We start from the raw sequence: 13,461 nt of genomic DNA on the forward strand, positions 1-13,461 counted from the left end.
AACCTGCCGCAAAGCGGCTGGTGGTCGTCGTTCGCCATGAGCGACCTTGAGGAGGAGTGAAGATGAGGAGACTTATCGTAGCGGCATTTGCCGCATCGCTGTCGCTTGCCGGGGCGGTGGCCGCGTTTGCAGAGGACGCGCCTAAGGTCGGCATTGTCGTCAAGATCGGCGGCATTCCGTGGTTCAATGCGATGGAAGCCGGCATCAAGGAGCAGGGCCAGAAACTCGGCGTCGATGCCTTCATGATCGGCCCGACCAGCGCCGACCCGGCGCTGCAGGTGCGCGCCATCGAAGACCTGATCGCCCAGGGCGTCAAGGTCATCGGTGTGGTTCCGAACGATGCCAAGGTGCTCGAGCCCGTGCTCACCAAGGCGCAAGCCGCCGGCATCAAGGTCATTACGCATGAATCGCCCTCGCAAAAGGGCGCCGACTGGAATTTCGAACTCGCATCTGCCACCGGTTTTGGTGAGGCGCACGGCAAGCTGCTCGCCGAGAAAATGGGCGGCAAGGGCGAATATGCCGTCTTCGTCGGTTCGCTGACCGTGCCGCTTCACAACGCCTGGGCGGATGCCGCAATCGCCTATATCAAGGCGAATTATCCGGACATGAAGCTCGTCGGCGAGCGCTACGGCGTGGCGGAAGATGTCGACAAAAGCCGCTCGACGGCGCTCGATCTCATTGCCGCGCATCCGGATCTAACCGGCTTCCTCGCCTTCGGCAGCCAGGGTCCGATCGGCGCTGGGCGCGCCATCGAGGAACGCCGCAAGACGGGCAAAATCTTCGTGCTCGGCCCGTTCTCGCCCGGCCAGGGCCAGAAGCTGATCAGGTCCGACGCGATATCGGGCGGCTTCATGTGGAATCCGAAGCAGGCCGGCGAAGTCTTCGTCACGCTCGCCGATCGCCTGATCAAGGGCGAGAGCGTCAAGGAAGGTGATGACATTCCGGGTCTCGGCGTGATCAAGCCTGTTGGTAACGACATCATCGTCGATCAACTGCTGCCGATCAACAAGGATACGGTCGACGACCTGGCCGCAATGGGCCTCTGAAGAGGCCCCCTCCCCGGGTGTCGGGCTGGTCCCATGTCGACCGGCCCGACGTTCGGGAAAGAGAGCGGTATCCGGCCATGGCCGGACCATTGACCTTTCATGGCATTCGACTGGACAGGCAACCAGCATGAGCACGGCAACGGATGATGGTGTGAAGGCGCAGCCGCTTCTTTCGCTTCGCGGCATCAACATGACATTCGGCGGTGTGAAGGCGCTGAAAAACGTCTCCTTCGAAGTCTTGCCCGGCGAAGTGCATTGCCTGGCCGGCGAAAATGGTTCTGGCAAGAGCACCCTTATCAAGGTGATTTCCGGCGTCTATCGGCCTGCAGACGGCGCTGAGATTGTCTTCGACGGTGAGACGATATCCCACATGACGCCTGCCATGGCCCAGTCCCGCGGCATCCAGATCATCTGGCAGGACCTCGCGCTCTTTCCGGAAATGAGCGTGGCTGAGAATATCGCCTTCCAGACCCTTTCCGGTTCGCGCCCGCGCTTCGTCAACTATGCCGCGATCCGCGGCATAGCCGAGGAGGCGCTTGCCCGGCTTGGCATCACTCTCGACGTCGATAGACCTCTCAAGGACTTCGCCATCGCCCAGCGCCAGATCGTCGCCATTGCTCGCGCGCTGGTCGGAGAGGCCCGGATCGTCTTCATGGACGAGCCGACTGCCTCGCTCACCCAGTCGGAGACCGATCATCTGCTGGCGATCGTGCGCACGCTGTCGGCTTCGGGCGTTGCCGTGGTCTTCGTCAGCCATCGTCTTGCGGAAGTGCTGGACATCTCCTCGCGCATCACGGTGCTGCGCGATGGCGCGCTGGTCGGGGTCTATCCGGTGGAGGGCATGACCCAGTCTGACATCACCGAGCTGATGACCGGACGCACCTTCGACCAGAACGTTCGCCCCCGCGATGTATCGCAGAACCCCGTCCTGCTCTCGGTCAGCAAGCTTTCCCGACCCCGCGAATTCGAGGATATTTCCTTCGATCTGCGCCGTGGGGAGACGCTCGGGATCACCGGCCTGCTCGGCTCCGGGCGCACCGAACTTGCGCTGACGCTGTTCGGCATGCGCCGGCCCGCCGCCGGCACGATAATGCTGGAGGGAAAGCCGGTGCGTTTTGCCTCCAACCGCGAGGCGATCACATCAGGCGTTGCCTATCTTTCCGAAGACCGCCTTTCGCTCGGTCTCAACCAGCCGCAATCCATCGCCGACAATCTGGTCATGGCCTCGCTTAACCGCATCCTGAGCGGCCGGCTCATTTCGCCGGAAAAGAAGCGCTCGCTCGTCGCGCGCTGGATCGCCGATCTGGGCGTCAGGATCGGCAGGCAGGACGATGCGATCTCGACGCTTTCGGGCGGCAACCAGCAGCGCGTCGCGATCGCCAAATGGCTCGCCACCGATCCAAAGGTGCTGATCCTCGATGCGCCCACGGTGGGCGTCGATGTCGGTGCCCGCGCCGGCATCTTCGAAATCGTAGCGCGCCTTGCCGAGGCGGGGCTTGCGATCATCCTCATCTCGGACGAGGTGCCGGAGGTCTATTTCAACGCCAATCGGATCATCCATATGGAAAAGGGCCGCATCGCCGGCTGGCACGATCCGCGCGCAACCACACTGAAGGACCTGGAGGCGGCGGTCTATGCGTAAGCTGTTCCTGTCCCATACGACTGAATTCGTGTTGTTTGCCGTCATCATCGCGATGAGTATTGTCCTGGCTTTTACGACCGACCGTTTCTTCACGCTCGGTAATGGGTTCGACCTGCTCAATATCAGCGCGGTCAACATCATCTTTGCCGTCGGCCTCCTCGTGGTGCTGATATCAGGCGGGATCGACATCTCCTTCGCCGTCGCAGCCTCGATCGTACAATATGTCACCGCACTTGCGCTCGAGCGCATCGGCGGGGGTGGATGGCTATCCGGTCTCCTGATTGCGGCCTGCATCGGCATCTTGCTCGGCGTGATAAACGCCTTCCTGATCCACCGCTTCCGGATCATCTCGATCGTCGCGACGATCGCGACCTTCAACGTCTATTTCGGCCTGCTGATGTTCTTCACCAAGGGCGTGTCGATCTACAATCTGCCCGACTGGCTGACGAGCCGCGTCATCATCTACGAGCGCGAAATGGCCGATGGGAGCTGGGCTGAAATCACCTTGCCGGTTGTTGTCATGGCCGTTTGCACGCTCGCCACCTGGTTCTTCGTTACCCGCACGACGACCGGCCGGCAGCTCTATGCCTTCGGCGACAATCCGGAAGGGGCGCGCCGCTTCGGCATCAATATCGGCGCCATGCAGTTCATCGCCTTCGGCTGGCTTGGACTGATGGCAGGCATCGCCGGGCTCATGCAGGCGCATTATGCGCAGGAGGTCGTGCCGAACGCACTTTATGGCCGCGAGCTCGATGTCCTGGCTGCAGTGGTGCTTGGTGGCGCGCGGCTGGGCGGCGGCAAGGGCTCCGTGCTCGGTTGCGTGCTGGGCGTGCTGCTCGTCTCGATCACCCAGAACGGCCTCAACCTGATGGGCGTCTCGCCCTTCGCCTTCAAGATGATCGTCGGCGCGATCATCCTCGTTGCAATCACCTTGTCGAGCGCCCGCATCGGCAATCTGGTGCCGGTGTTTGCGACCCGCAAATCGACCGGCGACAGGCCTGCAGACAGGGGAGAGAGCCGATGAACACGCTCGCCGCCCGCTTCAACGCCATCTTCGGGGCAGACATGGCCGGTCCCCTCGCCGCACTGGCGGCCGTGCTGATCGTCTTCGGTGTCGCATCGCCGCATTTCCTGACGAGCGCGACCTTCGGATCGGTCGCCTTTCAGCTTCCCGAGCTTGGCATCCTGACGCTTGCCATGCTGATGCCGATCCTCACCGGCGGCCTCAACCTTGCGATCACCTTCACCGCCAACATCGCCGGCCTGACGCTCGCCTGGACGCTGCAGGCCAATGGCGGCATCGATGCCGGCCCGGGCGCCTTCCTGCTCGGTTCGGCTCTGGCGCTCGCCGTCGGCGCGGCAAGCGGCCTGGTCATGGGGCTGGTCATCGCCTTTACCCGGGCCCACCCGATCCTCGTCTCGCTGTCGATGATGATCTTCCTGCGCGGCCTCGGCGAGTTCCTGACGCGCGGCGGCGATATTTCGGGCTTCCCCGCCTTTATCGCTCCAATCGGCCACGGCAGCATGCTCGGCATCCCCGTCCCGTTGCTGATCCTGATCGCCTGCGTGATCGCCAGCCACATCCTGCTCTCGCGCTCCAAGCTCGGCTTTTCCACCTATATGATCGGCTCCAATATCGAGTCTGCCCGCTATTCCGGCATCAACACCCGCAAGGTCCTAGTGCTGGTCTATATGCTTTCCGGGGTGATGGCTGCGGTTGCCGGCATCATCATGCTTGCGCGTTTCAATTCGGTGCGCGTCGGCCACGGCGAATCCTATCTGCTGATCACCGTGCTCGCCTGCTTCCTCGGCGGCATCAATCCCTTCGGCGGCTTCGGCCGCGTCCTGCCCGTCTTCGTGGCGCTCATCGTGCTGCAGCTCCTCTCTTCGGGGCTCAACCTGCTCGGCGCCAACCAGCACCTCACCACCGCCGTCTGGGGCATCCTGCTCATCGTCGTGATGGTGCTGCGGTGGCTCTCGGCCAAGTTCATCAGAATCGTGAGATAGGAGATACGACCATGGAAGGTTTCGGTGTTCACACCAGCATGTGGACCATGAACTGGGATCGCGCAGGCGCCGAGAAGGCGATTGCCGGAGCCGTGCATTACAAAATGGACTTCATCGAGATCGCGCTGCTCAATGCGCCGGCCGTCGATACCAAACACACCCGCGACCTGCTTGAAAAGCACAAGCTGCGCGCCGTCTGCTCGCTCGGCCTGCCGGAACATGCCTGGGCTTCCGTTCGCCCGGATGCGGCGATCGAGCATCTGAAGGTCGCGATCGAAAAGACCGCGGAAATGAACGCGGAAGCTCTGTCCGGCGTCATCTTCGGCGGCATCGGCGAGCGTACCGGCGTGCCGCCGACGCAAGGCGAATACGACAACATCGCCAAGGTGCTCGACGCGGCGGCAAAACATGCGAGGAAGTACGGCATCCAGCTCGGCGTCGAGGCCGTGAACCGCTATGAGAACCACCTGATCAATTCGGCGCAGCAGGCCGTCGACATGGTGGAGCGAGTCGGTGCGGATAACATCTTCGTGCACCTCGACACCTACCACATGAATATCGAGGAGAAGGGTGCGGCCAACGGTATCCTAATCGCCCGCGATCACCTCAAGTACATCCATCTTTCCGAAAGCGACCGCGGCACGCCGGGCTACGGCAACATCCCGTGGGATGCGATCTATGCCGCGCTCGCCGCCATCGGCTTCAAGGGCGGACTTGCGATGGAAAGCTTCATCAACATGCCGGTTGAGGTCGCCTATGGCCTGGCCGTCTGGCGCCCCGTTGCACGCGATATGGAAGAGGTCATGGACAAGGGCCTGCCATTCCTGCGCAATAAGGCGGAACAATACGGTCTCATCTGATCCGGTTTGCCGGATATGCCCATTCGGTTGCATCAGCCTTAAATCGAGGCTGATGCTGGCCGTCTGTCATTGGCCATAAGCCACAACGCAGCGGCCATAGGGGATGCCAGGCTGAATAGCTCTCGCCATCGCTGGCAAGGGCCGTTTCTTCAGCACATGCCCTGATTTGATCTGGCTCGGGCATGCGAAATGACTCTCGAAAAATATCAAACTGTTTGTGATATTGTTATTGCCGCTTGTTACATTCCGCCTCCTGTGCCATTTTGCCTATTAAAATAAGACGCTTGAACGGCTCGCGCCCGGGCTCTAGTTTCGAGGAGATGGCGGCATTTCGTTCGACCATCGATATGGGGGAAATTTTGGATGGCACGCATTACGCTGAGGCAACTGCTCGACCATGCTGCGGAGGAAGGCTACGGCGTTCCCGCTTTCAACATCAACAACATGGAGCAGGCGCTCGCCATCATGGAAGCCGCCGACGCGTGTCATGCGCCGGTTATCATGCAGGCGTCGCGCGGAGCCCGCGCCTATGCCCATGACATCATGCTGAAGCACATGATGGATGCCGTCGTCGAAATCTATCCGCATATTCCCGTCTGCGTGCATCTCGATCACGGCAACGATCCCTCCAATTGTATGACGGCGATCCAGGCGGGCTTCACCTCGGTGATGATGGATGGTTCGCTGAAGGCGGACGCCAAGACGCCCGCCGACTGGGCCTATAACGTCGGTGTCACCAAGATGGTGACTGACATGGCGCATTTCGGCGGCATCTCGGTGGAAGGCGAACTCGGCGTTCTCGGTTCTCTCGAGACCGGCATGGGCGAGGCCGAGGATGGCCACGGCGCCGAGGGCAAGCTTTCACATGACCAGCTGCTGACCGATCCGGACGAAGCCGTGAAATTCGTCCGCGAAACCAAAGTCGATGCGCTCGCCATCGCGATGGGCACATCGCATGGCGCCTACAAGTTCACCCGCAAACCGGACGGTTCGGTACTGGCGATGAACGTCATCGAAGAAATTCACCGTAAGCTCCCGAACACGCATCTCGTCATGCATGGCTCGTCCTCGGTCCCGATCGAGCTGCAGGAGATCATCAACAAGTATGGCGGCCAGATGAAGCCGACATGGGGAGTGCCGGTCGAGGAAATCCAGCGCGGCATCAAGAACGGCGTGCGTAAGGTCAATATCGACACCGACGGCAGAATGGCCATGACCGGTCAGATCCGCCGCGTGCTGCAGGAGGACCCAAGCGAATTCGACCCGCGCAAATATCTGAAGCCGGCAATGACGGCGCTGACCAAGCTCTGCAAGGAGCGCTTCGAACAGTTCGGCACTGCCGGCATGGCCGGCCGCATCACGCCCCTTCCCGTTTCGGAAATGGCGAAGCGTTATAAATCCGGTTCCCTCGATCCGGCTTTCTCTTGAAACTGGGTTAGCCCAACGCCGGGCGGGCGGCCTTTTCCGGCTCGGCGGCGGCAGGCTTGCCCGTCAGCGTTTGGCCGTGGAAACGGCTCAGCTGGCTGACAACCTCCTGGATTTCGCTTGCCGTCCGTTCGCCGTTCCAGCCGAGCGCTGCCTCGGCAACGCCGGCAATTTCCCGCAAGCCTTCCAGCGTCAACCGACCCTCGATCGCAAGGGTCGTGCGGCGCATCACGATGTCCGACAGGTGGACGACGAGTTCATTCCGGGCGATCCAATCGATCTCCCGGAGACTGTAACGTGCAGCACCCGTCAGGCGCTGTTCGTCGGAATAGCTTGAAGGGAAGGAAAGCAGGGCCACAGCCGTCGTGCCGTAGCGGCTGAGCAGTTCACCGGCACGCTCGGCGGCAACGCCGCTGCGCGCCGCGGCATCGCTGATCCAGGCGTTACGTTGCTTGGCCTCAGCCGGAAAGGCCTTGCCGCCGCCGATCGCCAGATAGCGCGTCGACTGGCTGCGGCGGCGCTGCAGCCGGGAGAGAATGGTGTCGGCGACCTCTTCCGCAAAGCCGCGGAACGTCGTCCACTTGCCTCCGACCAGCGAAATGATCGGAAAAGGTCTGCCGTCCTCTGGCTCCTTCACCGGCGCGGAGTGATCGCGGCTGATCAGCCCCGGTGCGGTCGCATCCGATGCCGGAAGCGGGCGGATGCCGCTATAGCTGTAAACGATCTGGTTGCGATCGAAGCGCAGCGTCGGCAGCAGCGAGCGGATGCTTTCGAGGAAATACTCGGTTTCCGGCTCCTCGCAGGAGACATTGTCCGGATCACCTGCCGGAATGTCGGTCGATCCGACCAGCGCCAGCCCGAGATAGTCGTAGACCAGGCAGATGCGGCCGTCGTCGGCCTCGAAATAGATCATGTGGCCGTTGAGGCTTCGCACCAATTCGGGATGGTCAAGCAGGATATGGGAACCCTTCGTGCCGCCGATCAGCCGCGATGGAGCGCCGAGCAAAGTATTGACCTGATCGATCCAAGGACCTGCCGCATTGACGACCAGCTTGGGAGCGACGCTGAACTCGCGACCGTCGGACTGCCGGAAGGTCAGACGCCCTTCTGAAACGGCGGCCAGTGTCGTGAAATTCGCCGCGAGGCTCCTCGCATTCGCATCGAGACCGTCACGCACGAGCTCATAGACGAGCCGTTCCGGCCTGCTGATCTTGGCGTCGTAATAGATGCCGCCGGCGACGATGGCGGGGGTAATATGCGGCATCTCCCTGCGCGCCTGTTTCTTCAGGATCAGCCGGTGGCGCGGCATGACTTGGTCGCGCGAACCGAAGAAGTCGTAGAGCCGAAGCCCGATCTTGATGAGAACCGCGCCACGGCTGCGCGGCGCCGTCTTCGACCCAAGGAGCGTCCGGATCGCCGCCCAGATGCCGCGTGTCCAGGAAAAGACCGGAATGAAGGTCGGCAGCGGCTCGACGCAATGCGGCGCGTTCTTGAGCAGGAGGTTGCGCTCAAGCGTCGACTGCGCAACCAGTCCGAACTCACCCGTTTCCAGATATTTCAAGCCGCCGTGAATGAGCCGCGATGGTGCGGCGCTCGTGCCGGAGCCAAAGTCGGCCTTGTCGACGATCAGGCAATTGACATCCTGTAGCGAGAGGTCGCGAAATAGGCCGGCGCCGTTGATGCCCGCCCCGATGATCAAAACGTCGATATCGTTCTCGCTGAGATTCGAGAAGCGCTGCTGCAAATCGGGGGTCATGCTCATCGTCCTAAATCGCCGGCCGCAGCAGGCATCTGTCTTTTCAGTTTGCCGATTGCTCCGGTGCAAGCGCGGCAATCCTAGGCCAAAGGGGGATCATCGCGTCGGCAATGTCGCGGAATACCCGGTAACGCTTTTCATAATCCGTGCTGCGCGCCGCATCCGGCCGGCAAGTTTTCGCGATGGAAGCCGTGTCGCGCGGATCGCTCTGCGGATCGGCGAAGATACCGGCGCCGGACCCGGCACAAAGCGCAGCACCCCAGGCGGCCGCCTCATCCGTCTCGGTTACCGTGACCGGCATGCCAAGCACATCGGCAAACATCTGCACGACGGCAGGATTGCGCGAGACGCCACCGGCGAGCCGCGCCTGATCGAAGGCAAAGCCGTCGCGAAGCGCGTCGACATGGATGCGATGATTGAAGGCGATGCCTTCAAGCACGGCGCGCAGCATGTCGCCGCGGTCGTGCCATCCACTGAGCCCGAAGAAGCCGGCGCTCGCCGCCGCGCCATAAGGCGAGCCGAACAGATAGGGATGAAAGAGCGCCGTCGAGGGGCGTTCGAAGGCGGCGTCGATCTCGGGCGCCAGCAGGGCGTGGATCGAGTTGCCTCGCACCTCGCCATTCGTTCGCTCGGCAGCGCAGAGCGTGTCCAGAAACCAGTCGTAATTGGCTGTCGATGCAGGGGAGATCGACATGCTGTTCCAGATGCCGGGCGCAATCCCGTTGCGGCAGAACCAGCGTCGGTCGACACGCGGTTCCGACGAAAGCGTCTCGTTGATCGAATAGGTCCCGGCAATGACCGCGACAACGCCCTTGGCATAACCCCCTGCCCCGAGCGCCGAGGCCGTGACGTCGTGCAGACCGGCAACGACAGGCGTTCCTTCGGCAAGGCCCGTCAGCTGCGCGGCTTCACGGGTCACGCGTCCGACGATCTGGTCGGAGCGCGAGGCCGGCGGCAGGGCGTGGACGAGATCCTGCAATCCAAACAGCCGAAGGGCGTCCTCACTGTAGTTCTGCGTTTTGACATTGGTGAATGAGGTGCTCGCTTCGGTGCGGTCCGTACCGATGATCCCGGTCAGGCAGAACCGCAGCCAGTCCTTGCAGCTGCAGAAATGGCCAATGCGCTTGTAGCGCTCAGGCTCCATTTCGCGAATCCAGGCCAGCAATGCCGATGGAGCGGAGACGTGCGGGATCTGCCCGGTCAGTTCGATCGCCAGGTCGGCGACATCGCTCTCTGTCCACCGGTCGACGATCGCCCCTGCCCGGCTGTCCAGCGAGAGAATGGCCCGGCCGAGCGGCTTTTGGGCGTGATCGAGCAGGTAGATGCCGTCTCCATGCGCGGTAGCGGCAATGCCCTCTATGTCGCTTACCGGTCGCCCGCTGAGCGAAATCGCTTCGCGGATGGCATCGGCCGTCGCGTTCCACAATTCATCCATGTCGCGCTCGATATGACGGGCCTTCGGAATGAACTGCGTGACGCGGCGACGGGCGGCTGCAAGCGGCGTGCCGTCGATATCGAAGATGACGGCCTTGGTGACTGTCAAACCACTATCGATCCCGAGCAGTGTCGGCATTTAAATTTACCTCACGAGGAGCAACGGGCTCGCGCCGTCAGGTGCGCCCTCCGGCGCCCTTGGCGATGACCACGTTGATATCTCTGGACCGCATGCGGTCGATGTGCACCGGCTGGGTCTTGTCGTCGACGATGACGACGTTGAACTCATCCAGTGCTGCGAAACTGTGGAGTGCACGCCGTTCGAACTTGGTATGATCGGCAAGCAGGATGCGTTTTACGGAACAGTCGAACATGGCGCGCTTGGTATCGACTGTTTCAGGAGACTGGTGCAGCACCGTGCCATCGCTGATCGCCGACATCGAGATGAATGCGACATCTGCCCTGAGAGCCTTGATCTCGTTGATGGTCATGCGACCCATGAAGGCATTGCACCAGTTGTAATACTGGCCGCCGAGGGCGAGCAGCGTCACGTCATGCAGGCCAGTCAGCGCATTCATCAGCGTCAGGGAATTGGTAATTGCGGTAACCGGCACCTTCGACGGCAGATGCGCCGCCATCTGAAGAACCGTGGTCGAGTCGTCGAAAAAGATTGCCTGCCCTGGTTCGACGAATTGCATTGCCGCCTCGGCGATCAGCTTCTTTTCGGCCGACTGACGGTTCGAGCGATAGACGTCGCTGGATTCGATGAGATTGGTCGCCGCCGCCGTGACGATGCCGCGCGTCTTCCTGAAGAGGCCCCGGCTGACGAGTTCATCGACATCGCGATGAGCCGTCATCAGGCTGATCCCAAAGCGGTCGGTCAGGTCTTCAATCCGCATCGAGCCTTCACCCATCACGGCCTCTGCAATCATGCGGCGGCGCGCGATCTGGCGCGTCTGCCGGCTGTCGCTGGTGAGCTGGTCCAACAGATCGTCGTCCCGGCTGGTCTTCTGTGTCACGGGTCACCCCTGTCGCTGAATTATGGATCCCAGCTTCGTACAGTGATTGCCGCGCCAAGGCAAAAAGGCGAAGCGCAACCGGCGGTTGATCGTCGGCCATCGCTTCCAGCATGAAAATGAGGGCGCTCTTGCGAGCGCCCTTTACCGTTTACTGCGCCAGAACGAACGGGCCAGTGTACTTGTCGATGTTGTCCTTGGTGATCAACAGGCAATCGAAGAGCTGTTTTTCGCTCTTGGCACCTGTGTTGCCCGTCTTGATCAGGTTGTCGGCCTGCTTGACGGCTTCTTCGGAGAAGACGGCAACCGGTTGGAGGACGGTGTATTGGAGTTCGCCCGCCTTGATGGCAGCAACGGCATCCGGCGAACCGTCGAAGCCGCCGACTTTCACATTGGCGAGCTTGCCGGCTTCCTTGAGCGCGGCGATCGCACCGAGCGCCATTTCGTCATTGCCCGAGATGACGCCGACGATATCCGGGTTGGCCTGCAGCATGGACTGCATCTTGTTATGGCCCTGGGTGCGGTCCCAGTTGGCAACTTCCTGGGCGACCTTCTTCAGATCCGGATACTGCGAAAGGACGGTCTCGTAGCCATTCGACCGCGTTGCGGCGTTGTTGTCGGACGGAGCGCCGAAGAGTTCGGCATAGTTGCCCTTGTCGCCGATCGCTTCGACCCATTGCTGCGCGCCGAGTGCGGCGCCCTGTGCGTTGTTGGAAACAAGCTGCGCCTTCGCCAGGCCTTCCTGGTTGATTTCGGCGTTGACGAGGATGACCGGGATGCCGGCAGCAACGGCCTTCTTGACCGCACCGACGGAACCGTCGGCGTTTGCCGGGTCGAGGATGATCGCCACCGACTTGTTGGTGATCGCGGTATCGATCAGGTTGCTTTCGGTATTGGTGTCACCCTTGTGGGCGTTGACCGAGGCGGTGTAGCCCAGCTTTTCGGCGGTTGCCTTGGCGACATTGCCTTCCGTCAGCCAATAGGGATTCGACGGATCGTTGACGATAATCGTCATCATGCCCGCTGCCCAAGCCGAGCCTGCCAGAAGCGGTGCTACGGCCGCGGCGGCCAGAAGTATGCGCATGCCTTTCTTAAACATAGTCTCTCTCCCATTCGTGAGCTTAGTTATTACCGGGGATCCGGCAGGGCTTTCCGCAATCGGCTTTCTGGACTCCAGGCTGCCGTCGTGGATAAGTTTCGGTCTCAGCCGTCAGGACGATTTGACCCGGCGGCCGTATTGGATGCTGTTCATGAGGACGGCGAGAACGATCACAGCGCCGGTAAATACTGTCTGCCAGTAGGCCGAGACGCCGATGATCACGAGGCCGTCCGAAAGGAAGCCAATGACGAAGGCGCCGAGCATCGTGCCGCGGACAGTACCTCGGCCGCCGGTCAGCGCCGCCCCGCCGATGACCACGGCTGCGATCGCCGTCAGCTCGTAGGTTGTGCCTGCCGTCGGACCGGCGGAGGTCAGCTGAGAGGAGAGGACCAGGCCGGCGATTGCGGCACACACGCCCGAAAGCACATAGACGATGATCTTCACGCGCTTGACCGGAACGCCGGAGAGGTCGGCGGCCCGCTCGTTACCACCTGAGGCGTAGAGCCAGCGGCCGAAGGCAGTGCGGCTCAGCACGATGCCGCAAATGATGGCGAGAACCGCAAGCACGATGACGCCGATCGGAATGCCTGCGAGGCGGTTGAAGCCGAGCCAGTCGAACCCTGTATTGCCGAGTTCCGGACGGCCACCGAGATTGTTGTAGGTCAAGCCGTTGGTCATCAAGAGCGCGATACCGCGGGCCACGTAGAGCACGCCGAGCGAGGCGACGAAGGCCGGCACCTTGAGATAGGCGATCAGCACGCCGTTGACCGCACCGACCAGCGCACCGAGCGCACATGTGATGACGACGACGGCCCAGACCGGCGGATAGAGGATGACGCCGAAATAGGTGAGCGTGACGCCGTGCATCAGGAAGCCGGCGATGCAACCCGCAAGCCCAAGCGTCGAGCCGACCGACAGATCGATACCGCCATTCAGGATGACGAGCAGCATCCCGATCGCCAGAATGCCGAAGATCGCGACGTGCGACGCCATGATCAGGAAGTTGTTCAGCGTGAAGTAATAGGGCGACAGGAATGAGAAGACCGCGATGATGACGATCAGCGCGAAGAAGGCCCGGCCCTCCAGGATGAGACGCACGATATTGGTATTGCGCTTCGGCCCGCTGGAAACTGATTTCTTTTCGGTGACGTTCGTGACTGACATAATCAGTGCTCC

11 protein-coding genes are annotated in these 13,461 nt (G+C 61.7%); 6 read left to right on the forward strand and 5 right to left on the reverse strand.

Annotated features, from left to right (window positions below; genetic code table 11):
• The first annotated feature begins 62 nt into the window (after positions 1 to 62).
• From BA011_RS24600 to fba, 6 genes are all read left to right on the forward strand, one after another.
• Positions 63 to 1,046: an autoinducer 2 ABC transporter substrate-binding protein gene (locus tag BA011_RS24600; RefSeq protein WP_065282679.1), complete on the forward strand. Its 984-nt coding sequence runs from the start codon at positions 63 to 65 to the stop codon at positions 1,044 to 1,046.
• Between the two features lie 127 nt (positions 1,047 to 1,173).
• Positions 1,174 to 2,688, forward strand: a complete 1,515-nt coding sequence (locus BA011_RS24605) for a sugar ABC transporter ATP-binding protein (RefSeq protein ID WP_065282680.1) — start codon at positions 1,174 to 1,176, stop codon at positions 2,686 to 2,688.
• Entirely contained in the window at positions 2,681 to 3,712 is a 1,032-nt protein-coding gene (locus BA011_RS24610) for an ABC transporter permease (protein WP_065282681.1), read from the forward strand. Before BA011_RS24605 ends, BA011_RS24610 begins: the two co-directional genes overlap by 8 nt.
• Positions 3,709 to 4,695 (forward strand): ABC transporter permease, encoded by a 987-nt coding sequence (locus tag BA011_RS24615; RefSeq protein ID WP_065282682.1) that lies wholly within the window; start codon positions 3,709 to 3,711, stop codon positions 4,693 to 4,695. Before BA011_RS24610 ends, BA011_RS24615 begins: the two co-directional genes overlap by 4 nt.
• Positions 4,696 to 4,706: 11 nt before the next feature.
• Positions 4,707 to 5,555, forward strand: coding sequence for a sugar phosphate isomerase/epimerase family protein (locus tag BA011_RS24620; RefSeq protein ID WP_065282683.1), 849 nt, complete (start codon positions 4,707 to 4,709; stop codon positions 5,553 to 5,555).
• A 363-nt stretch (positions 5,556 to 5,918) separates the two neighbouring features.
• On the forward strand, positions 5,919 to 6,983 hold the full coding sequence (gene fba, locus BA011_RS24625) for a class II fructose-bisphosphate aldolase (RefSeq protein WP_011648981.1): 1,065 nt from the start codon (positions 5,919 to 5,921) through the stop codon (positions 6,981 to 6,983).
• Between the two features lie 7 nt (positions 6,984 to 6,990).
• On the opposite strand, the gene BA011_RS24630 is transcribed toward fba, so the two are convergent.
• The 5 genes from BA011_RS24630 to BA011_RS24650 form a co-directional block, all read right to left on the reverse strand.
• Positions 6,991 to 8,742 (reverse strand): glycerol-3-phosphate dehydrogenase/oxidase, encoded by a 1,752-nt coding sequence (locus BA011_RS24630; RefSeq protein WP_065282684.1) that lies wholly within the window; start codon positions 8,740 to 8,742, stop codon positions 6,991 to 6,993.
• A 37-nt stretch (positions 8,743 to 8,779) separates the two neighbouring features.
• A complete protein-coding gene (locus BA011_RS24635; RefSeq protein ID WP_065282685.1) occupies positions 8,780 to 10,309 on the reverse strand; it encodes an FGGY-family carbohydrate kinase in 1,530 nt (509 codons plus the stop codon).
• Positions 10,310 to 10,346: 37 nt separating this feature from the next.
• A complete protein-coding gene (locus BA011_RS24640; RefSeq protein WP_065282686.1) occupies positions 10,347 to 11,189 on the reverse strand; it encodes a DeoR/GlpR family DNA-binding transcription regulator in 843 nt (280 codons plus the stop codon).
• A 148-nt stretch (positions 11,190 to 11,337) separates the two neighbouring features.
• Positions 11,338 to 12,285, reverse strand: coding sequence for a D-ribose ABC transporter substrate-binding protein (locus BA011_RS24645; RefSeq protein ID WP_065282687.1), 948 nt, complete (start codon positions 12,283 to 12,285; stop codon positions 11,338 to 11,340).
• A gap of 111 nt (positions 12,286 to 12,396) precedes the next feature.
• Positions 12,397 to 13,449 (reverse strand): ABC transporter permease, encoded by a 1,053-nt coding sequence (locus BA011_RS24650; RefSeq protein WP_003562489.1) that lies wholly within the window; start codon positions 13,447 to 13,449, stop codon positions 12,397 to 12,399.
• Positions 13,450 to 13,461: the final 12 nt, after the last annotated feature.

The organism is Rhizobium leguminosarum, from assembly GCF_001679785.1.
GTDB classification, from domain to species: Bacteria; Pseudomonadota; Alphaproteobacteria; order Rhizobiales; family Rhizobiaceae; genus Rhizobium; species Rhizobium leguminosarum_R.

Bases quoted from the DNA above. Each gene is read 5' to 3' on its own strand.
- BA011_RS24600 (WP_065282679.1), top strand. From the start codon at position 63: ATGAGGAGACTTATCGTAGCGGCATTTGCCGCATCGCTGTCGCTTGCC.
- BA011_RS24605 (WP_065282680.1), top strand. From the start codon at position 1,174: ATGAGCACGGCAACGGATGATGGTGTGAAGGCGCAGCCGCTTCTTTCG.
- BA011_RS24610 (WP_065282681.1), top strand. From the start codon at position 2,681: ATGCGTAAGCTGTTCCTGTCCCATACGACTGAATTCGTGTTGTTTGCC.
- BA011_RS24615 (WP_065282682.1), top strand. From the start codon at position 3,709: ATGAACACGCTCGCCGCCCGCTTCAACGCCATCTTCGGGGCAGACATG.
- BA011_RS24620 (WP_065282683.1), top strand. From the start codon at position 4,707: ATGGAAGGTTTCGGTGTTCACACCAGCATGTGGACCATGAACTGGGAT.
- fba (WP_011648981.1), top strand. From the start codon at position 5,919: ATGGCACGCATTACGCTGAGGCAACTGCTCGACCATGCTGCGGAGGAA.
- BA011_RS24630 (WP_065282684.1), bottom strand. From the start codon at position 8,742: ATGAGCATGACCCCCGATTTGCAGCAGCGCTTCTCGAATCTCAGCGAG.
- BA011_RS24635 (WP_065282685.1), bottom strand. From the start codon at position 10,309: ATGCCGACACTGCTCGGGATCGATAGTGGTTTGACAGTCACCAAGGCC.
- BA011_RS24645 (WP_065282687.1), bottom strand. From the start codon at position 12,285: ATGTTTAAGAAAGGCATGCGCATACTTCTGGCCGCCGCGGCCGTAGCA.
- BA011_RS24650 (WP_003562489.1), bottom strand. From the start codon at position 13,449: ATGTCAGTCACGAACGTCACCGAAAAGAAATCAGTTTCCAGCGGGCCG.